The organism is Marinobacterium sp. YM272 (assembly GCF_050908845.1).
GTDB lineage: Bacteria > Pseudomonadota > Gammaproteobacteria > Pseudomonadales > Balneatricaceae > Marinobacterium_D.
Genome location: NZ_CP194171.1, coordinates 1080207 through 1101665, shown reverse-complemented (window position 1 = coordinate 1101665; position 21459 = coordinate 1080207). Strand labels below are relative to the sequence as shown.

The window sequence follows — 21459 nt, the reverse complement described above, 5'->3', positions numbered from 1 at the left end:
CTCTCCGCAGACAAGGACACTTAGTCCGGCTGCTTGAATTGTTCCAGAACCTTGATCGCCAGATTACCACGGGAGGCACCGAGCTGGCAGTTGTAGATCGGCACCTTGTTGGCGTAAAGCACCAGCTTCTCGGGCAGGTCCACCGGGATAATATCGCCCGCCTCGAACTCCACCACATCCCTCAGCGTCATCTCACGTTCGGCGACCACCAGGTTGAGATCCAGTGGCGCGAGCATGATGTCGCGCTGCAGTGCGACCCGCCAGCGCTCATCCTGATGATCCTCGGTATTCTGGTGCCCGGAGACCAGTATCTCGCGGATAGGCTCCAGCATCGCGTAGGGCAGGGTCACCTGCAGCTCGCCGGTACCACCCTCCAGGTCCACCTGAAAGGTACTGACCACGACCACGTCACTGGGATTGATGACGCTTGCCATCGCCGGGTTTACTTCCGAGCCGATATGCTCGAACTTGACCTTGTAGACCGGGCGCCAGGCCTCTTCAAGATCGCGGAACAACTGGGACAGCGTCTTGTTGACCAGGCGCGTTTCGGTCGGCGTAAACTCGCGCCCCTCGATTTTGGCGTGACGCCCGTCGCCACCGAAGAATTGATCCACCAGTTTGAAGACCAGCTTGGCATCCATGATAAACAGGCCGGTACCGCGAAACGGACTCACCTTGACCAGATTCATGCTGGTGGGCACGTACAGGGTGTGGATGTAGTCGCCGTATTTCATCACCTGCACACCACCCACACTGACATCGGCGGTACGGCGCAACAGGTTGAAAAGACTGATCCGGGTATGACGGGCGAAACGCTCGTTGATCATCTCAAGCGTCGGCATCCGGCCACGTACGATGCGCTCGTGGCTGGCCAGATCGTAACTGCGAACCCCGTCTTCGTCGCCCTCGGCGGGTTCTTCGTCGGCGGTGTCTACGTCACCGTCGTCAACGCCATGCAGAAGCGCGTCGATCTCATCCTGCGACAGTAGATCTTTTACCGACATGGTGTCTCCGCTTACTGCATTACCAGATTGGTGAACAGGATCGACTCGACACCCGGCCGGCCGATCTTTTCCTGCATGATCGACTGCACCAGCTCGGTCGCCTGGGTTCTGAGTTCCTGCTTGCCTTCGATAGTCATCAGGTGCTCAAAGGTCTGCGTCGAGAACAGCGTATTCAGGCGTGCCACGATCAGCGGCATATGCAGCTCCAGCGCATCGACGACGGTCTGTGAGCGGCTTTTCGCCTCGACATAGGCCTGCATATAGTGACGCTTGCCATCCTCAGACTGCAGGGTCACCACGAACATCGGCTTGCCTTCCAGGGTACGCACCTTGGTGTAAATCGCATCCTCGCGCACAGGCTCGGCGGTTTCGGCGGGCGCTTCATCGGCTGCGCCGAAAACGAAAAATGCGGCGGCACCCGCACCACCGACCAGCAGCACGCCAACCAGCGCAAGAATGATTATCAGCTTTTTCCTGGATCCCTTCGGAGCCTGATCTTCGGCCTGCGCCTCGTCCGCCATACTTTCCCCGTCAAATTACCCACGCGCCAGCGCTCCTGGCCGAGCGTTCAAACCTCGCCGCTAATATAACACACTGATTTCAGCGCTAAAGCATCAGGCGTAATAGTCGACCAGCCCCACTGGGGCCTGGGTAACATTGACGGGTGTTTCGTCACCGGAGCCGCTCTCGCCGTAGGCCGCCGAGGCTGATTGGCTGGAGCGCCCACCGCTGGAATCATCGCCGCGCCCCCGGGCGGACTGATCCGACACTGAGGACTGGCTCAGATCCATCCCCTGCTCTGCAAACATCTCCCTGAGCCTTGGCAACTGCTGCTCGATAGCATCCCGTACCTGGGCGTGTGGCGAATTAAAACTGACACTGACCTGATCACTGCCGCTCAGGTGAATTCTGATCTGCATGGCACCAAGCTCAGGCGGGTCCAGCTGTATCTCCGCGGTCCGCGGGCCATACTGCGCCATCATGATCGCCCGCTGTCCCATAGCCCGCCCCCAAGCGGGATCCTGCAAGCGCTGAGCCATGGCCGCCGCGGCTGAGGCGGCATCCGGTCGCGGCGCAGCGCCTCCGGTCTGCAGACCATTAGCCGTTTGAGACTGCCCCTGGGCATTGAGACCGCTGGCGGAGTCACCAGCAGCGCGGGTATCCGCCGAAAACAGGGTAGGGCTGCGCGATGAACCCGGCGCTGATTCGGCATCGCCCCTGGCTGACGCCTGCCCCTGTTGAGAGGCCAGCAACTCACCGGCGGCGTTTCGCTGACCGCCATTCTGCTGACCGCCTGACTCACCACCAGAACGGGCATTCTGAGCGGTTGCCTGGGCGCTATCGCCAGTCTGTGACTGAGCACCCGCCTGGGCGACATTGGCGTTACGCTCGATCGACTGGCTCACGGTATCCCGGGCCGACTGAGCAGAAGTTTGTCCCTCAACTGCAGGCGTAGATGACTGCGCGGCCAACTGAGCCGTTGCAGCAGACATCGGAGCTTCCTCTTCAACGACCCCGGCCTCCGGCACAACAGCCTCAGGGTTATCCACAGCCCCGCTATCCCGGGGTATTGAATCTACGGAAGCGCTATCAACGGTCTCGGACTGCAGTGTGCGCGTGCCTGTGCGACGGCCTTCACTGGCTAATTCAGACACCCTGACACCGGGCTTGCTTTCACCAGACGAGACCTCACCCGGCTTGCCATTTTGCAGTGCGGCAGCCCTGACTTCAGGACGTGCGCCCTGTTCCGACAGTTCAGGCTGAGTTTTTACAGGAGCTGTATCGGCAGAGAGCGGCGCTGTTTCACCAGACTTCTGGCTTGAAACGGCCGGCGCTGCGTCAGCCTGCACTCCGGACCGATCAGCAGCCCTGGCAGACTGCTGCGTGGTTTGATCATTTTCACCTGTTGCCCGTGCCGACAGCTGCGGAGCGCTCTCGCTCTCACTTTTGCTCTCACCCTGGACAACCAGCTTACTGCCGGAGTCAGTGCCTTCTGCAGCAGCATCCGCCGTCAAACTGTCCTGAGAAGGCTGGACGACACTATTTTCAGCACTCGGACCCGGTCGCTGCGCGGAACCGGAAATATGTGGATCGTTCTCCCCCTCGCCAGCCAGCTTATCCCCGGTAACAGTGACTTCTACACCAGCCTCTGTCTTCGAACTGCTCTGGGCAGACTGACCAACCCTATTTTCCACACTCAGACCCGGGCGCGGCACTTCAGCAGAAGAGGCCGGCTCCTTGAGCCTTTGCTGTGAATCCGCCGTAACAGCCTCCTCCGCGCCGTCATTCTGCGCCTGAAGCGCTTTATCTTCATGACCAGATTCTCCCTCCTCAGGCTCAGCGGTTGGCTGATCCACCTGATCGAGATCCTTTCCGGCCTTTTCAACGCTGGCATTGCCGGCATGTTCCGGCTGTAAATTTTCCTGTTGCCGCTGGGCAGGCAGCTCTTTACCGCCGCTCGGCAAAGCATCGCCGCCTTTCCCCGCCGCTTTGCCCTGGTGGCCCTGCGCATCACGCATCACCTCGGCAAAGCCACCGGAAGGCGTCGCCCCCCCCGGCGCTGCAGACGGCGCGGGCCTGGACGGCGATACGGAGGCCGAAACACTGGCGATGGATAGGGAAACACTGGCTGACGGCATACTCGCTCCTGAAGCGATAATCGGCGATTAACAACTCAACGGAGCAATATCGGGGCCAGATTTTTCAGAGCCGGGTTTGCAGAAGTCCGGTTTTTTTAAAGAAAGTTGGTACGGATATGCTGGGAACGCTCATCAAGCTCCTGCTGCAGGCGTTTTTCGTCATGCGCCCGCTGCTCATCGAGCGCCTTGTCGAGCAGCTTCTGCATCGCCTTGTAATGCGCCAGAGTCTGACGCCAGTGAGCTTCTACCTGCTCAAGCTGCGCCTGGCTCTGCTTGAGCGCTTCCTGCTGCTGCAGACTGGTGGCGCTGAGTTTGCTGATAAAACCCTGGTAAGCCTGCACCCCACCACTGGACAGACCGCCCTGGCCAGCTGTCTGAAACTGCTGCTGATACTCCAGCTGATATTGCTGCAACTGGGTGAGGCCCGCCTGCGCCTGGGAGACCCGCTGTTGGGCTTCAGCCAGCAGCCGTTCCGCTTCTTTGCGCTTGCGTTCCGCCAGATCCAGAAGTAACTGGAAGCGTTCTATCTTTTTCGCCATACCTGCCCTTCAGTGGAAGCCGTCTTCATCAGGGTTTACGCCTTAATCCGGCCGCTGCGGCGGGCCTCGGCTGTTGAGGCTGCTCCGGTTTCGCCTGCATGATCATCGCCAACTCCTGGATTGAACGCTTGATCGGCATCGCCTCCTGCATCCCCTGCTGCATGTAAGCCCTGATCGCCGGCATCAGGTCGATGGCCCGGTCGATCTCCGGATCACTGCCCCTGGCGTAAGCACCCACGGAGATCAGGTCTGCGTTTTGATGGTAGCGCGCCCAGGTGCGTTTCATCTGCACTGCCAGATGCAGGTGCTGCGGATCAACGATCTGCGGCATGGCTCGACTGATCGATGCTTCGATATCGATCGCCGGGTAATGGCCCTGCTCGGCAAGCTGCCGGGACAAGACGATATGACCATCGAGTATAGCCCGGGCGGAATCCGCCACCGGGTCCTGCTGATCATCGCCCTCGGTCAACACGGTATAGAACGCGGTGACGGATCCACCGCCGGTCTCGCCGTTGCCCGCCCGTTCCACCAGCCTGGGCAGCTTGGCGAACACCGAGGGTGGATACCCCTTGGTGGCGGGCGGCTCGCCCACCGCCAGCGCGATCTCGCGCTGCGCCTGGGCGTAACGGGTCAGCGAATCCATCAGCAGCAGCACGTTTTTACCCTGGCTACGAAAATGCTCGGCGATTCGCGTCGCCAGCTGTGCTGCGCGTAGCCTCATCAGCGGTGAATCATCCGCAGGCGCCGCCACTACCACCGACCGCTCACGCCCCGCCTTGCCCAGACTCTGTTCGATAAACTCGCGCACCTCACGGCCACGCTCGCCGATCAGACCCACCACGGTGATCTCCGCCTCGGTAAAGCGGGTCATCATCCCCAGCAGTACCGACTTACCGACACCACTGCCGGCAAAAAGCCCGAGGCGCTGCCCACGACCCACCGCCAGCATGCCGTTGATGGCACGCACCCCCACATCCAGCGTGGTTTCAATCGGGTGACGATTGAGTGGGTTGATGGTTTCGCCACCGAGCGGCACCATCGCCTCAGCTTGAAGCGGCCCCAGGCCATCAAGCGGACGACCGATGCCGTCGATAACACGACCAAGCAGCCCCTCTCCAACCGGCACCAGACTGGCGCCTATCCTCGGCACCACCCGTGCGCCTGGGCTCAACCCTTCGATACTCTCCAGCGGCATCAGATAGATGCGATCACCGGCAAAACCGACCACTTCAGCTTCCGCCGACAGGCCGGGGGAGACTTCAACCACACAACAGTCCCCCAGGGCCACGCGCAGTCCCACGGCCTCCAGGGTCAATCCAATCATGCGGGTAATCTGCCCCTCGATGCCGGGCCGGGGCGCCTGGTAGGGGATATCCAGGTATCTGGAAAGGCGCTCGTTGAGCGTCATTGAGGGTCGTCCTCGCCGCCCCCGACGACCGGCTCATCCCGGTCGGTAGTGGGCAACAGTCGCCGTTTGAGCTGATCGGCCACCTGCTGAAAGCGCGTTTCCGCGCGGATATCGACCCGTGAGGCGCCAGCCTGGAGTTCACAGCCACCAGGCGTCATGGCGGCATCCTCCAGTAATTCCCAGCCCTGGACTTCAGCCTGAGCGGCCAACAACGCGGAATCATCGGGATGGAGCACCAGTCTCACCGGCCCGCTATTGGGCGGCAAACAGGCCAGCGCCTCGGCGATCGCTGCAGAGAGTAGTTCGGGACGGGTGGCAAGCTCGGCCTGTACCACCGCTTCTGCCAGCTGGGTCACCAGCGTAAGAAGTGTGCCTTCCAGTGCCTGATGCTGGGCTTCGAGCGGCCGCTGGAGCGAGGCTATCACCGATTCCAGGCGCTGGATCTGCGCCTCGACCCTGGCCCGGCCTTCAGCTAGCCCCTGTTGCAGCCCCTGCTCCAAACCTTCCTGCTTACCCGCTTCCAGGCCCTCCTGACGCCCCTGCTCTAGACCCTCTTTGCGGGCCTCTTCGCAGATCTCCTCCCACTGGGAAAGCGTCAATTTTTCGGCATAGACCTCCTCCTCAACCACCTTGACCTCGGTGATCGGTTCGGGCTCCGGCTTCTGTGCCAGGGCGATCAGGCGCTCGCGCTCCACATCGGTCATGTCCGGCAGCTTCCAGCTGCTGACGCTGCCGACATCACGGGCACGAATACGAACGGGGATAGGGGAATCCGGCTTCATAGCATCAGATCATATCTTCACCGCCACCGCCGAGTACAATTTCACCCTCGTCGGCGAGCCTGCGTGCCACACCCAGAATCTCTTTCTGCGACGCCTCAACCTCGCTGACACGCACAGGGCCCTTGGCCTCCAGGTCATCACGCAGCAGCTCGGCGGCACGCTTGGACATATTCTTGAAGATCTTTTCCTGCAGCGCGCTGTCGGCACCTTTTAGCGCCACCACCAGCACATCGGTGGAGATCTCGCGCAGGATCACCTGGATGCTGCGGTCGTCCACCTCGAGCAGGTTGTCGAAGACGAACATCATGTCCTGAATCTCCAGCGCCAGCCCCTCGTCGGACTCCTTGATCGCTTCCATCAGTTCAGCTTCGATGCTGGAATCCAGGTAGTTCATGATATCGGCTGTCTGACGCACCCCGCCCAGGGTTGTGCTCTGACTGGTGCGCGTGCCGGTAAACTGGGTTTCCAGCATATCGTTCAGCTCCTGCAGCGCCTGCGGCTGAATGCGATCCAGGGCGGCGATGCGTGTAATCAGCTCGATACGCACTTTCTCGTCGAAAAAGCCGAGCACACTGGCGGCCTGGTCCGGGTCCAGGTAGGCCACGATCACCGCCTGAATCTGTGGATGCTCATAGCGCAGAATTTCGGCCACCTGGCGCGCTTCCATCCAGCGCAGGGTATCCAGGCCCGAGGTGTTGGTAGTCATCAGAATGCGGTCGATCAGCGTCTTGGCCTTTTCTTCGCCCAAGGCCTGATTCAGCATGGCACGGATATAACGGTCGTTGTTGATACCTATGCCGGTCTGATCACCGACAACGCCGAGAAAATCGGACACCACGGTTTCCACCCTGGACTGGGGCACATTATCGAGCTGCGTCATCGCCTCGCCGATCCGCTGTACCTCTTTTGGTCCCAGGTGCTTGAGAATTTCCGCGGCATCCGATTCACCCAAACTGATCAGCAGGATCGCCGCCTTTTCGATATCCGTCAGCTCACTCACGCTCAATCACCCACTGACGTACCGCCTGCGCCACTTTTTCCGGATCTTCCGCCACCAGACTGCGGATCGCATTGAGCTGGTATTCGAAGCTTTCGTTGGGCGTTGCCATCATGCTCTTATCGATATTGCCGAAGGTGACCTTGTCGTCCGAGACATCCATACCCTCAAGCCCTTCAAGCTCGGCAGACACATCCCCGGCTGGGCCCAGCTGCGACTCTTCGCCCTTGTCCGCCCCGGAGCTGGCCAGGCTGCGCAGGATCGGGCGCAGCACAAACAGCACCAGGATCAACACGAACAGCGCCGCCATCAGCTGCTTGCCCAGATCCCAGAACCACTCCTGCTGCCAGAAAGACAGCTCCACACTCTGCACCTCTTCCGGCGGTACGAACGGGGAGTTAACGACGGTCACGCTGTCACCACGGGCGGCGGAATAGCCAACCGCGTTCTCGACCAGAACCTGGAGCCGCTCCAGCTCGCTCTGCTGCCACTGACTCCGGCTGGCGGAGCCATCCGCGGGATTGACGCTGACCAGATCATCCACGACCACCGCCACGCTGATGCGCTGAACCCGGCCCTGCTGGTGCCGGGTGTAGCTAACCGAGCGATCCAGCTCGTAATTCTTGACCGACTGCTCCCGACTGCTGCCTGCAACCGCACTGGCGGCCCCGGCTCCCGCACCGGCGCCCGCCGCACCGTTCACCTGCTCAGGCACACTGCTCGGGCCAGGCGGCTGATTCGACAGGGCGCCCGGTACGCCACCGACCGCATCCCCGCCAGCGCGTTTCTCTTCGAGGACTTTCTCGCTGCGCAGGGCCGGCAGGTCCGGGTTGTACATCTCGTTAGCCTGCTCGATCTGGGTGAAGTCCACATCGGCCGATACCTCGGCACGGAAATTACCCAGCCCCACCACCGGCTGCAGAATACTGTTCACACGGTTGAGCAGCGTATCTTCAACACTGCGGGTGTACTCAAGCTGCTTGGCCGCCAGCACCACGTCGGTGTCGGCATCCCGGGTATTCAGCAGGCGCCCCTTCTGGTCGACAACGGTTACGTCTTTTACATCCAGTTCAGGGATACTGGACGCCACCAGATTGGCGATCGCAGCCACCTGGTCACGTTCCAGCCTGCGGCCGGAGAACATCTCTACAAATACCGACGCGCGCGGCTTGCGCGAATCCCGGATAAATACCGATTCTTTCGGAATCGCCAGGTGAACACGGGCATTACGTACCGCCACCATACTGGCGACAGTGCGCGCCAGCTCTCCCTCCAGGCCGCGGCGGTAGCGGGCGGTTTCCATAAACTGACTGGTGCCAAGACCCTGGTCCTGCTCCAGCAGCTCAAAGCCCACCGTCTTGTCGTTGGTAAACCCCTGGGACGCCAGACGCAGACGCGCCTGATGCACCTGATCCTGGGGCACCAGGATGGCACGGCCGGCGGTATCAAATTCGTAGGGAATCTGCAGCTGATCGAGCTGCTCGATCACTTCATTGGCATCGGCGAAGGTGAGATTGGAGAAGAGTACGCGGTAGTCCGGCTCCTGCGACCAGAGCACGACAGCAAACCCAATGGCGATACTGGCGGCGAGTCCCACCATCAAACCGAGCTGGCGCAGGATACTCAGACTGTTAAAGCCCGATACCCAGCTACCTTTGGTTCCGAACTGTCCCGCCGAATCTGCCATGCAGCCTCAAAATAGAGATCAAAAGTGCGGCGATCAGATCGCCATGTTCATTATATCTTCGTAGGCACTGACCAGACGGTTGCGCACCTGGGTCATCGCCTGAAAGGACACCGAAGCTTTTTGTGCCTGGATCATCACCTGGGGTAGGTCGACGCTGGGATCGCCCTGTTCGTAGGCGGTCCTGAGCCTTGAGGCCTCGGTCTGATGATTGTTGACCTGGTCGATCGCCATTTTGAGCAGATCGCCAAACTCGCTCTGCTGCGTTTTTTCAACCTGGTTTGGCTGACCGACCGGATTGGGCATATCGATCTGACGCACGCCCTGCTGAGCCTGCGCGCGTAGCTCGCGCATCTGCGCCAGAACGCCGTTGATGTCAGCTCGATCGACCATATCTCCCCCTGCCCGAGCGGCAATATTTTGACATTATAGGCTCAACATCTTCGACATCAAGCACAGCGACTCGTTAAAGCGACAAATAAACGTCACCTTAGGCCAAACTATGCGGCCCCAGGGGATATAAAGCAAAAAACGGGCCAGCAGCCCGTTTCTATTTTGACGCCTTAACGCCTCTCAGTGCGTACTGACAGGTGCCTGGCCGTGCTTGAGCCGCACATACATCAGCGCCACGGTGATCGCATCCCCGAGGGCGGTATGCCGTTTGATGATCGGAATATCCAGCGAGCTGGCGATGGTATCGAAGCGCAGATCCACATCGCCGCCCACGTGTTTCCACTTGATAATGTCGTGGTAAACGTGGGAGAGCTCGATCGCCTTATTGGGAAGACCGAAGCCGTAACGGGGCCGGAGGAATTTATCGACTACCCGGATATCGTAGTTGACGTAATAGCCGAGGATGGGTCGGTTACCGATAAACGCCAGCAGTTTTTCCAGCGCTTCCTCGAGCTCGATACCGTCGCTGAGGTCGCTGGCCCGGATCTTGTGAATCTTGATCGACTCGCCGGTGAGGCTTGCAGGTGGCTTCAGGCGTATATCGAGACGATCACTGGTTTTGACCTTCTGCCCCTTGATACGTACCGCACCGATCGAGAGGATTTCCGCCTCGGAGACATCGAGACTGGTGGTTTCGCAATCCAGCGATACTACCTCATCACCGTTATACGCCTCGAAGAGCTCCGCCCAGGGACCGTTGCGGTGGGCGCGCTTTTCCTGAAACCTGCGAATTGTTCTTGGAATTATCATTCGGCTCAGCCTCCCAGGTGGTAGCGGAGTGACAGATGTTTCTTGAAGCCTTTGACGATCTGCAGCGCATCCCGCAGCAGGTCTCGCTCCATCTTGTTGAGTTTGTGCAGCTCGATCAGGTTGGGCGTCGGATCAAAGCCGTCCTCACTTTGCTCGACACGCCGGATCTGCTGCCGCAGGCGCAGCTGAATAAACAGCGACAGCGCCTCCGAAATATCCTTGCCGTTATCGTCACGAAGCTGCCCGCCATCCACCAGCGCCTGAATCCGCTCATAGGTGTTGGTCGCGAGTATGCGATGCTCCAGCGCCAGAGTGCGCACCCCATGTACTATAGGAAAGATACCGCCCTTCTTGATATCCAGCTCATCCCGGTCACGGATGTTGCCGAAGAAGGTGAGCGGCGTATCGAACTCGATGGCAGCCTTGGCAAAGTGAGAGAAGAACACGTCATTGTTACGCAGGTGTCTCAGGAACCAGTTACGCGCCACCTTGAACAGCGCCTGGTTACCGGCCACCGGCTTGGCATCCACCGCGATCGCCAGGTTCATCTGGGCATCGCCCTCGCAGCTGTCCGCCCAGTCGCTGAGCTTCTGCGTCCAGTCACCGACGGAGTTCACCCACTGCGGATTGGAGACCATGATATTGCCGGGACAGGGGGGAAAGCCGAAGGAGATCAGGGTCTCACTGAAGCGCTGCATCGTCTCCTGCATCGACTGCCAGGAAAGCCCGTCACGGAAGATCAGCGCGTTATCCTGATCGGTCTTCATGATCTGTTCACCACGCCCCTCGGACCCCATAACGATCAGACAGACATGGGGCTGCATATCACTGGGTATGGTCAGGTCGAACAGCTTGGCGATGATACGACCATTCATCGCTGCCAGCAGGTCCATGGTAAAGCGGATCTTCACGCCGGTGGAGATCAACGCCTTGATCAGGTCATTCAACCCCTGGGCCGCTTCGCGCAGCTCTTCAATGGATGAAGCGCGCTCGATACGCAGGCCGATCACATGGGAGTGGCTCGAAAAGTAACTCAGCACGTCGGTGAGTTCGACGATGCCAACCATCTCCTGCCCGGACATCACCACCACACGCTCGATCTGCTGCTGTGTCATGGTTATCAGGGCGTTGAAGAGGTAATCCTCGGGGTCCGCGGTGACCAGGCGATAGGATGCAATTTCGGAGACGTCGCCATCCAGCGGCTTCTCTTTCAGCACCACGGCGTCGAGCAGGTCGGTGCCGGTCACCATGCCGTAACGACCGCCCTTGCGCGCCAGCACGCAGTCCGCCTTATGTTCACGCATCAGCGCGGTGGCCTGGCGGATACTGGTACCCTCCTCCACCACCAGCGGCTCACGCACGGTGGCACTGCTGATCTTGGAGAGCATGAACTCGGCCATATCCTGGTTACGGCTGTGCTGTGCGACAATCTCCGTCTTGGCACTGAAGTTCTGCTGGAAGTAGTCGGCGAACAGGGCGTTCGTCTGGATCAGGTCGATCAGCACCTTGGTCGGCAGAATATGGCAGATCGTTTCCTCTTCGGCGGTAAAGTCGTGGATCGCCTTGCCTCTCAGCGATGACCAGCCACCAAAGTAATCCTCGTCCTCGTAGTGGACATAGACGTGCTGATCCTCTTCTCCCGCCTCGCTCTCACGCACGCGCCCCTTGAGGATGATATACACCCCTTCGGGCGCCTCACCGGCGGTGATGATTTTCTCGCCCTGCTGGTAATACTCAAGATCGAGACTGGCCTCCACTGCCGCCTGCTCTTCCGGGGTCAGAAGACTGAAGGGGATGTTATCCATCTTGAATGAATCGGTCATCGGCCTTGCACCTCTGTATCGGGCTGCGTCCGGTGTTACCCGGCTCTTGTTGTTTTAGTAGAACTGTATCAGACCTTTCTACCCGCCACGCCTTTATCGGTATCTGTCGCATACCGGGTAGAAAGAGCTGTCATCAGTAAAAAGGGCACGCCAACTTCCGCTGGCGCGCCCTTGGGCTTAGCTCAACCGATCAGAGATCAGTGAGAATGTGCAGCACCAGCACCGCGCGGGATACGGATATCCTCAACGATATGCTGGATTTCAGCGGGCGGCGGCGGAGTCATCTTGGAGACGACGGTCGCCACGATCAGGTTCAGGATCATACCGACGGTACCGAAGCCTTCCGGAGAGATGCCCAGGAACCACTGGTCGGAAGATCCGCCCATGAACTTGAAGTAGATGATGTAGGCCATGGTAGAGATCAGACCCACCAGCATACCGGCAATGGCGCCCTGGGTGTTCATCCGGGTATTAAAGATACCCAGGATGATCGCCGGGAAGACCGAAGATGCCGCCAGACCGAAGGCCAGTGCCACCACCTGAGCCACGAAGCCCGGCGGGTTGATACCGAAGTAGCCGGCGATAAGGATCGCCACGATCGCCGCAAGACGAGCGTACATCAACTCCTGCTTGTCGGTGATATTCGGATTGATGGTCTTCTTCATCAAGTCATGCGAAATCGAGGTCGAGATTACCAGCAGCAGACCTGCCGCAGTGGACAGTGCCGCTGCTACCGCACCGGCGGCGACCAGAGCGATTACCCAGTTCGGCAGCTGTGCGATCTCCGGGTTAGCCAATACCATGATGTCGCGGTCGACGTAGACTTCGTTAGAGCTAGCGGACGCGTTGGTGGTTACACGCTCACCGCTGTCGCCACGGCCTTCAGCGAATGCCGGCTTGCCGTCGAATGCCGCACCTGCTTCGTAGTGAACCTTGCCATCACCGTTTTTGTCAGCCCAGGCGATCAGACCCGAGTTTTCCCAGTTCTTGAACCAGGACGGCATCTCAGCGTACTCGGTACCCGCATTATCCGGACCGTTGATGGTCTGGATCAGGTTTACACGACCGAAGCCGGCAACCGCAGGAACGGTGGTGTACAGGATCGCGATAAACAGCAGCGCCCAACCGGCAGAGATACGAGCGTCCTTAACACGCGGTACAGTGAAGAAACGCACGATTACGTGCGGCAGACCCGCAGTACCGCACATCAGCGCAGCGGTCAGGAAGAAGATATCGATGGTGGTTTTCTTGCCCGCGGTGTACTCGGCAAAGCCAAGCTCGACGGACAGCTCGTTCAGCGTGGTCAGAACCGACTTACCGCTTTCCAGGGTTGCGCCCAGACCGGTCTGCGGCAGGAAGTGACCGGTAACCTGCATGGACAGGAAGATCGCCGGCACCATGAATGCCAGAATCAGTACGCAGTACTGCGCCACCTGGGTGTAGGTAATACCTTTCATACCGCCAAGTACGGCGTAGAAGAATACGATCGCCATACCGATGACGACACCGGTATTGATATCCACATGCAGATAACGGGAGAACACGATACCTACACCACGCATCTGGCCCGCCACGTAGGTGAAGGAGATGACGATGGTACAGATAACCGCGATGGTACGCGCCGTGTTGGAGTAGTAACGGTCACCGATAAAGTCGGGCACCGTGAACTTACCGAACTTACGCAGGTAAGGCGCCAGCAGCATCGCCAGCAGTACATAACCACCGGTCCAGCCCATCAGGTAGGCGGTACCGTCACGACCGATAAACGATACGATACCGGCGAGAGAGATAAACGACGCAGCAGACATCCAGTCAGCGGCAGTCGCCATGCCGTTCGCTACCGGCGGTACACCGCCACCAGCCACGTAGAACTCTTTGGTGGAGCCAGCGCGCGCCCATATCGCGATACCGATATAGAGTGCGAACGACCCCCCGATAAACAGGTATGTGAGCAGATCAAGACTCATAGTGAGCGTCCTTCGTACTTATTGTTATTCGTGAACGTCATACTTCTCGTCGAGCTTGTTCATGCTGAACACGTATGCCCAGATGAGCCCGAGGAAGACGTAAATTGAACCCTGTTGAGCGAACCAGAACCCGAGCGGGAAGCCGAAGAACTGGATCTGATCGAGAGCGTCGACGAAGAGGATGCCGCATCCGTAGGACACGACGAACCAGATCGCCAGGTAGGTCATGATGATTCGCAGGTTTTCTTTCCAGTAAGCCTGCGCACTGCTGATGTTGCTAGACATGGCACCATCCTATCTATTTTTGTTATTTCGGTTGATGGAAGCAGACAGGCTGAATCTAACAAAGGAGCCGGGAGATAAAATCCCCGACTTTAGTCTGATTCATAGTGTCGACAATCCACCCAAAAGCGCCGCAACTCCTGCGCGAGTAGCATCAGCCACAGATTAGAAGCGGATACCCCGGGGAAACAACCTAGACCATGGTCTTACAGTCTGTAGGGAAATAGCTTTGGGGTTGCACGGCGACAGTCCCCAGGCGGTTCACAGCGCGTTACACTGTGTCTCATATTCACGTTGAGCAAACGGGACATTGTCGACATGTTATCGGGTTGGACCATCATACTGATCTCCCTCGCCTACCTCTGCCTGCTGTTTGGCCTGGCGTATTACGGCGATAAAAGCGATGCAGGCAAGAAATGGGCGAGCAACCCGGTGGTGTATTCACTGTCGCTGGCGGTCTACTGCTCGTCATGGACGTTTTACGGTGCCGTCGGACGCGCCGCCTCCACCGGCTGGGAGTTTATCGCCACCTATCTGGGACCGGTGCTGGTGTTCCTGCTCGCCTGGCGAGTGATTGAAAAGATCATTCTGGTCAGCAAACAGCAGAACATCACCTCGATCTCCGACTTTATCTCGTCACGCTACGGCAAGAGCCAGAGCCTGGCCGTGCTGGTCACGGTCATTGGCGTACTTGGGACCATCCCCTATATCGCGCTGCAGCTGAAAGCGGTGGCGATCAGCTATAACGCCCTGGCGCCCGGCGCTACCGAGGCGCTCAGCAAGGGCAGCGACACCGCCCTGTTCGTGGCACTGGCGATGGCCGTGTTCGGCATCCTCTTCGGTACCCGCCATATCGATGCCACCGAACACCACGAAGGCCTGGTGCTGGCGGTGGCGTTCGAGTCGATCGTCAAACTGACCGCCTTCCTGTCGGTGGGCCTGTTCGTGACCTTTGGTCTGTTCGGCGGTCTCGACACCATGCTGAGCAATATCCAGAACCAGCTGGTCAACAACCCCAACTTCAGCGCGCCGCTGGGTGACAGTTTTTTGACGGAGATTATTCTCGCCTGCGGGGCGGCGATCTGTCTGCCACGCCAGTTTCACGTCACCATCGTTGAAAACACGCGCAACCGCAATCTGCGCACGGCACGCTGGCTGTTCCCGCTGTACCTGATTCTGCTGTCCCTGTTCGTGCTGCCGATCGCCACCGCGGGCATCCTCTATTTCGGTCCACGCAGTGACGAGGCCGATATTTTTGTGTTGCTGCTGCCGCTGATCGGCGGGCATGAATACCTGGCCACCTTCGCCTTTATCGGCGGCCTGTCCGCAGCCACCAGCATGGTTATCGTGGCCAGCATCACCCTGGCGACCATGGTGTGTAACGACATCGTGATGCCGGTGCTGCTGCGCATCCCGCGCCTCAAGCTGGCTGAAACCTCCGACCTCGGCGCGCTGCTATTGCGGGTGCGCCGCATCACTATCATCACGCTGCTGCTGCTGGGCTACTTTTACTATCGCATCCTCGGCGATCAGGGCTCCCTCGCCTCGTTCGGGCTTCTCGCCTTTGTCGCCGCGATCCAGTTCCTGCCCGCCATTCTCGGCGGTATCTACTGGAAGCGAGGCAACCGTCGTGGGGCGCTGGCAGGCCTTACAGCCGGCTTCCTGCTCTGGGTGTACACCCTGGTTCTGCCGGCGATGCAATCTGCCCACCTGATCCCGAGCCAACTGCTGCCGGGCTGGGACACGCCGGACTGGATCGCACCCACGATGCTGTTCCGCATCCCGCTGTTCGATCCACTGACACACGGCGTTGTCTGGAGCCTGAGCATCAACGCGCTGCTCTATATCGCGGTCTCCATGCTCACCAGCCAGCGCTTGGTGGACCGCATCCAGGCCAGTGCCTTTACCAATGTGCACAACAAGAGCTTCGCCGAACCCGGCCGCATCACCAGCCAGGTCTCGGTGGGCGACCTGCAGATGCTTACCGAGCGTTTTCTTGGGATCAGCCGCACCCAACACGCCTTTGCCACCTTTGCCCTGCAACGTGGCGAGGATCCCGCCCTGCCCGGTGCCAAGGCCACGCCCGAGCTGATCCAGCACACCGAGCGTCTGCTCGCCGGCGCCATCGGCGCCTCGTCGGCGAGGATCGTAATGGATTCCACGCTGCGCGGTAAAGAGATGGAGATCGGCGACGTGGTTGCGATCGTCGACGAGGCCTCCCAGGCTCTGCGCTTCAGCCGCTCGCTGCTGCAATCAACCATCGAGAACATCAGCCTGGGCATCAGCGTGGTCGATCAGCACATGCGTCTGGTGGCCTGGAACCAGCGTTACATCGACATGTTCAACTACCCGGACGGTCTGGTCTGCGTCGGCCGTCCGATTGAAGAGATCTTCCGCTACAACGCCGTGCGTGGCGAATACGGGCTCAGCAGTGGCAGCCTCGATGACCAGGTAGCCGAGCGCCTGGCGGTGATCAGCTCCGGGGAGCCCCACGCCTTCGAGCGTTACCGCCCTGATGGCACGGTACTGGAGGTGCGTGGCAACCCTATGCCCAACGGCGGGTATGTGAATACTTACATGGATATCACCGAGCACAAGCGAACCGAAGAGGCGTTGCGCGAAAGTGAGCAGAATATCCGCGTCTATACCGACAACGTGCCGGTGCTGATCGCCTACCTGGACCCGGATCGCAACTTCCTGTTCGTCAACAAGGCCTACGCTGACGCCTTCGGCATCGACCGCCATACCATCGCCGGCACGCCATCGCGCAACATCCTGCCACAGGAGGAACACACCCAGCGTCAGCACTACATCCGCAAGGTACTCGCCGGCGAGCGCCAGCGCTTCGAAACCCGGATGCCCACCCGCGACGGCTCAGAGCGCTACGCCGAGGTTACCTATATTCCGCACATCGGCGAATATGGTGATCTGCTCGGCTACTTTACGCTCTATCAGGACATCACCGAGCGGCGCAAAGCCGAGATCGCCCTGCAGGAGACCAACGAAAACCTGGAACAGCGCGTGCGCGAGCGTACCCATGCCCTGTCGGTGGTTAACAAGGAGCTGCGCAAGGAAAACACCATCCGTGCGCTGATGGAGGACGAGCTGCGCCAGGCAAAATCGGATGCCGAAGCGGCAAACCTGGGCAAAACCCGCTTCCTGGCTGCCGCCAGTCACGACCTGCTGCAGCCGCTTAACGCCGCCCGGCTGTTTACCTCGGCCCTGGCCCAGCAAAGCCACCAGCCGGAAACCACCCAGCTGGTCGGGAACCTGGACAGCGCTCTTCATGCAGCCGAAGAGCTGATCACCGCCATACTGGATATCTCGAAACTCGATGCCGGCGCGCTTGAGCCCAATTTCAGCCACTTTGCACTGGACGCCCTGTTCCAGCACCTGGCCACCGAGTTCAATGCCGTTGCCCGGGAGAAAGGTCTCAGCTTCCATCACGTCAACTGCAAGCAGGTGGTCTACTCGGATCAGGCGCTGCTGCGCCGCATTCTGCAGAACTTCCTCTCCAACGCGATCCGTTACACGGCCAAGGGAAAGGTGCTGCTTGGCGCCCGTCACCAGGGCAACACCCTGCGCCTGGAGGTCTGGGATACCGGGGTCGGCATTCCTGAGAGCAAACTGTCAGAAGTGTTCGAAGAGTTCCGTCGCATCGACAACCCGAAACACAGTGAAGTGAAGGGACTGGGCCTGGGGCTTGCGATCACCGAGCGTATCGCCCGCATGCTGGGTCATCACGTCAATGTGCGCTCCTGGCCCGGACACGGCACCGTGTTCAGCGTCAGCGTCCCCCTGGGCGATCCAAGCCTGGCGCAAAAGCCCAAGCCCGAGCAGCGCGGCTGGATCCGTAGCAAGGGACTCAATGGAATCAAGGTGCTGGTGATCGATAACGAACCGAAGATTATCGAAGGCATGTCGGCACTGCTGAAGGGCTGGTCCTGCGAGGTGATGACCGCGCTGTCCGGCGCGGAGGCGCTGGACAAAGTGAAGGCGGACAACTGGGAGCCCGATATCCTGCTGGTGGATTACCACCTGGGAGAGACCGAAACCGGCATCATGGCACTGCAGGAGCTCACCCCCTGCTGGAACCGGCCCATCCCCACGGTGGTGATTACCGCCGATCGCACCGACGAGGTTCGCGAAGAAATTATCGCTTCCGGCGCGCAACTGCTCACCAAGCCGGTAAAACCGGCCGCACTGAGAGCCCTGATCAACAAGATGATCGCGACGGCAAAAGCCTGAATCTCGGACACGAAAAAGGCGTGCCGGTGAGCACGCCTTTTTACATTTCCCAGAGGGCGAATTACATCTCGGTCTTGGGTGGTTCAACACCAAGGCGCTGCGCAGCGATCACCGCCTGGGTACGGCTATGAACGCCGAGTTTGCGCAGAATGGCGGTTACATGGGCCTTGATGGTGGCTTCCGACACGCTGAGTTCGTAGGCGATCTGCTTGTTCAGCAGACCTTCGGTCAGCATGGTCAGAACACGGAACTGCTGGGGTGTCAGTGAGGCGAGTGCGGCGGCGAATTTCTGGTCATCTTCGGTAACCTGATCGTCCAGGTTATCGGAGATCTCCTGGGGCAGCCACTCTTCGCCCTCAAGCACCGCGGTGATCGCTTCCGAGATCACATCCAGCGGCGCCGACTTGGGGATAAACCCTGAGGCTCCGTAATCGATGGCCCGCTTCATCACATGGGGTTCTTCGCTGCCGGAGACAACGACAACGGGAATACCGGGATGCTGCCCGCGCATGAATACCAGGCCGGAAAAGCCCTGCGCGCCCGGCATATGGATATCGAGAAGAACGAGGTCGGCATCACCATGCGCTTCGGCGGTCTCCTGAACCGCAGCGAGCGTGTCCGCTTCGAGAATGGTCACCCCCGGAACAGCCTGCATCACCGCCTGTTTGAGCGCTGCTCTGAACAGCGGATGGTCATCGGCGATAATGATCTTCTGGGCCAGCTGCATGCGTTATTTCCCCCTTGCCTGCGATCCTGCTTGCGGGATCTACCTGATTCCAGAATTTACAGATCCGGCATCATATCAGGAAACAACAAAAAACGCCCTGTAGACAATCTGCCTACAGGGCGTTTTTTATGCGCAAAAGCCTTTAGCGTTTAAGCCGTTATCAACCTTTGCGGTTCATGCGGTGCTCGATCAGCTCATCGACAACGCTCGGATCCGCCAGGGTGGAAGTATCACCCAGAGCGCCAAAATCGTCTTCGGCGATCTTGCGCAGGATACGGCGCATGATCTTACCAGAACGGGTTTTCGGCATGCCCGGTGCGAACTGGATCAGGTCCGGAGAGGCGATCGGGCCGATCTCGGAGCGAACCCAGTTACGCAGCTCTTTCATCAGCTCGTCGGTCGGTTCAAATCCGGCCTGCAGGGTGACATAAACGTAGATACCCTGACCCTTGAGATCGTGCGGGTAACCCACCACGGCCGCCTCGGCAACGGCTTCGTGAGCCACCAGTGCAGACTCAACCTCGGCGGTACCCATACGGTGACCGGAGACGTTGATAACGTCATCCACACGGCCGGTGATCCAGTAGTAGCCATCGGCATCGCGACGGGCACCATCACCGGTGGTGTAGTAACCCTTGAAGCTTGAGAAGTAGGTGTTGGTGAAGCGCTCGTGATCGCCCCAGATCGAGCGGCTCTGGCCCGGCCAGGAGTCCTTGATCACCAGGTTACCTTCGGCGGCACCTTCAATCTCGTTACCTTCGTTGTCGACCAGTGCCGGCTGCACGCCAAAGAACGGCTTGGAGGCAGAGCCCGGCTTGGCGTCGGTGGCGCCCGGCAGCGGCACGATCATGATGCCGCCGGTTTCGGTCTGCCACCAGGTATCAACGATCGGGCACTTGTCTTTACCGACCACACGGTTGTACCACTCCCAGGCTTCCGGGTTGATCGGCTCACCGACGGAGCCCAGCAGCTTCAGGGTGGACAGATCGGAATCACCGAGCACGTCTTCGCCCTGCTGCATCAGTGCACGGATGGCGGTCGGTGCGGTGTAGAACTGGTTGACCTTGTGCTTCTCGATGACGCGGCCAAAACGGCTGTTGTCCGGGTAGCTCGGCACACCTTCGAACATCAGCGTGGTGGCACCGTTGGCCAGCGGACCGTACACGATGTAGCTGTGACCGGTCACCCAGCCCACGTCAGCGGTACACCAGTAGATGTCACCGTCGTGGTAGTCGAACACATACTCGTGGGTCATGGACGCATAGACCATGTAGCCGCCGGTAGTGTGCTTCAGGCCCTTGGGCGCACCGGTGGAGCCGGAGGTGTAGAGAATGAACAGCGGCGCTTCCGCTTCCATCTCGACCGCCGGGCACTCGGTGGACGCAGCGGCAACCGCCTCTTCGTACCAGATATCGCGGCTGTCGTCCCACTCGGTCTCTTTGTCGACACGCTTAACAACAACGACTTTCTCGCAGCTCTTCTTGGCGCCCGGGTGAGTCAGTGCTTTATCGACGTTGGCCTTCAGCGGAACAGCCTTGCCGCCGCGCAGTGAGTAGTTGGAGGTCACCACCAGCTTGGAGCCAGCACCCTCGATACGCGCCGCCAGGGCTTCCGGAGAGAAACCACCGAATACGATGGAGTGAACAGCGCCGATGCGGGCACAGGCCAGCATCGCTACGGCGGCTTCCGGGATCATCGGCAGGTAAAGCGTAACCACATCGCCCTTCTCAACGCCCTGTGCTTTTAACACATTGGCGAAGCGGCAGACACGCTCGTGCAGGTCGCGGTAGGTAATCTTTTCGTCTTCGCTGGGATCGTCGCCTTCCCAGATGATGGCAACCTGGTCGCCACGGGTTTCCAGGTGACGGTCCAGACAGTTGTAGGAGGCGTTCAGTGTACCGTCTTCAAACCATTTGATTGAGACATTGTGCGGATCGAAAGAGGTGTTCTTAACTTTGGAGAACGGTTTGAACCAGTCCAGTCGCTTACCGTGTTCACCCCAGAACGCTTCCGGATCGTTGACCGACTGCTCATACATCGCGTTGTATTTTTCGTTGTCGCAATGTGCATTGGCCGCAAACGCCGGATCTACCGGGTGGATTTTCTCTTCACTCATGGTAATGCCCCTAGCCTTATTAAATTGTTTTTATACA

The 21459-nt window shown here is 59.5% G+C and carries 16 protein-coding genes; 1 reads left to right on the top strand and 15 read right to left on the bottom strand.

The window, feature by feature from the left end; all coding sequences use genetic code 11:
• Nucleotides 1-20 precede the first annotated feature (20 nt).
• The 13 genes from fliM to ACQUQP_RS05100 all read right to left on the bottom strand — a co-directional run bounded on the left by fliM (nucleotide 21) and on the right by ACQUQP_RS05100 (nucleotide 14334).
• On the bottom strand, nucleotides 21-1004 hold the full coding sequence (gene fliM, locus ACQUQP_RS05160) for a flagellar motor switch protein FliM (protein ID WP_432697736.1): 984 nt from the start codon (nucleotides 1002-1004) through the stop codon (nucleotides 21-23).
• Nucleotides 1005-1015: 11 nt separating this feature from the next.
• Nucleotides 1016-1525, bottom strand: a complete 510-nt coding sequence (locus ACQUQP_RS05155) for a flagellar basal body-associated FliL family protein (protein WP_432697735.1) — start codon at nucleotides 1523-1525, stop codon at nucleotides 1016-1018.
• 93 nt (nucleotides 1526-1618) lie between these two features.
• Nucleotides 1619-3643: a flagellar hook-length control protein FliK gene (locus ACQUQP_RS05150; RefSeq protein WP_432697734.1), complete on the bottom strand. Its 2025-nt coding sequence runs from the start codon at nucleotides 3641-3643 to the stop codon at nucleotides 1619-1621.
• Nucleotides 3644-3738: 95 nt separating this feature from the next.
• Entirely contained in the window at nucleotides 3739-4182 is a 444-nt protein-coding gene (fliJ, locus tag ACQUQP_RS05145; protein WP_432697733.1) for a flagellar export protein FliJ, read from the bottom strand.
• Nucleotides 4183-4210: 28 nt separating this feature from the next.
• Nucleotides 4211-5593 (bottom strand): flagellar protein export ATPase FliI, encoded by a 1383-nt coding sequence (gene fliI, locus ACQUQP_RS05140; RefSeq protein WP_432697732.1) that lies wholly within the window; start codon nucleotides 5591-5593, stop codon nucleotides 4211-4213.
• Nucleotides 5590-6375 carry a flagellar assembly protein FliH gene (locus tag ACQUQP_RS05135; RefSeq protein WP_432697731.1) on the bottom strand — a complete coding sequence of 262 codons (786 nt, stop codon included), beginning with the start codon at nucleotides 6373-6375 and terminating at the stop codon, nucleotides 5590-5592. The genes fliI and ACQUQP_RS05135 overlap by 4 nt, the downstream gene beginning before the upstream one ends.
• Before the next feature lie 4 nt (nucleotides 6376-6379).
• Entirely contained in the window at nucleotides 6380-7381 is a 1002-nt protein-coding gene (gene fliG / locus ACQUQP_RS05130) for a flagellar motor switch protein FliG (RefSeq protein WP_432697730.1), read from the bottom strand.
• On the bottom strand, nucleotides 7368-9059 hold the full coding sequence (gene fliF / locus ACQUQP_RS05125) for a flagellar basal-body MS-ring/collar protein FliF (protein WP_432697729.1): 1692 nt from the start codon (nucleotides 9057-9059) through the stop codon (nucleotides 7368-7370). Before fliF ends, fliG begins: the two co-directional genes overlap by 14 nt.
• Before the next feature lie 33 nt (nucleotides 9060-9092).
• Nucleotides 9093-9449 carry a flagellar hook-basal body complex protein FliE gene (gene fliE / locus ACQUQP_RS05120; RefSeq protein ID WP_432697728.1) on the bottom strand — a complete coding sequence of 119 codons (357 nt, stop codon included), beginning with the start codon at nucleotides 9447-9449 and terminating at the stop codon, nucleotides 9093-9095.
• 180 nt (nucleotides 9450-9629) lie between these two features.
• Complete coding sequence (locus ACQUQP_RS05115) at nucleotides 9630-10259, bottom strand: 3'-5' exonuclease (protein ID WP_432697727.1); 630 nt, start codon at nucleotides 10257-10259, stop codon at nucleotides 9630-9632.
• 5 nt (nucleotides 10260-10264) lie between these two features.
• Nucleotides 10265-12082 (bottom strand): putative nucleotidyltransferase substrate binding domain-containing protein, encoded by a 1818-nt coding sequence (locus ACQUQP_RS05110; RefSeq protein ID WP_432697726.1) that lies wholly within the window; start codon nucleotides 12080-12082, stop codon nucleotides 10265-10267.
• 197 nt (nucleotides 12083-12279) lie between these two features.
• Nucleotides 12280-14049, bottom strand: coding sequence for a sodium:solute symporter family protein (locus ACQUQP_RS05105; protein WP_432697725.1), 1770 nt, complete (start codon nucleotides 14047-14049; stop codon nucleotides 12280-12282).
• 24 nt (nucleotides 14050-14073) lie between these two features.
• A complete protein-coding gene (locus ACQUQP_RS05100) occupies nucleotides 14074-14334 on the bottom strand; it encodes a DUF4212 domain-containing protein (RefSeq protein ID WP_432697724.1) in 261 nt (86 codons plus the stop codon).
• Between the two features lie 315 nt (nucleotides 14335-14649).
• Here ACQUQP_RS05100 and ACQUQP_RS05095 point away from each other — a divergent pair, with 315 nt between their 5' ends.
• Nucleotides 14650-18579: a hybrid sensor histidine kinase/response regulator gene (locus ACQUQP_RS05095; protein WP_432697723.1), complete on the top strand. Its 3930-nt coding sequence runs from the start codon at nucleotides 14650-14652 to the stop codon at nucleotides 18577-18579.
• A 61-nt stretch (nucleotides 18580-18640) separates the two neighbouring features.
• Here the strand turns inward: ACQUQP_RS05095 and ACQUQP_RS05090 are convergent, their stop codons facing one another.
• Nucleotides 18641-19306 carry a response regulator transcription factor gene (locus ACQUQP_RS05090; protein ID WP_432697722.1) on the bottom strand — a complete coding sequence of 222 codons (666 nt, stop codon included), beginning with the start codon at nucleotides 19304-19306 and terminating at the stop codon, nucleotides 18641-18643.
• A 160-nt stretch (nucleotides 19307-19466) separates the two neighbouring features.
• Nucleotides 19467-21422: an acetate--CoA ligase gene (gene acs / locus ACQUQP_RS05085; protein WP_432697721.1), complete on the bottom strand. Its 1956-nt coding sequence runs from the start codon at nucleotides 21420-21422 to the stop codon at nucleotides 19467-19469.
• Nucleotides 21423-21459: the final 37 nt, after the last annotated feature.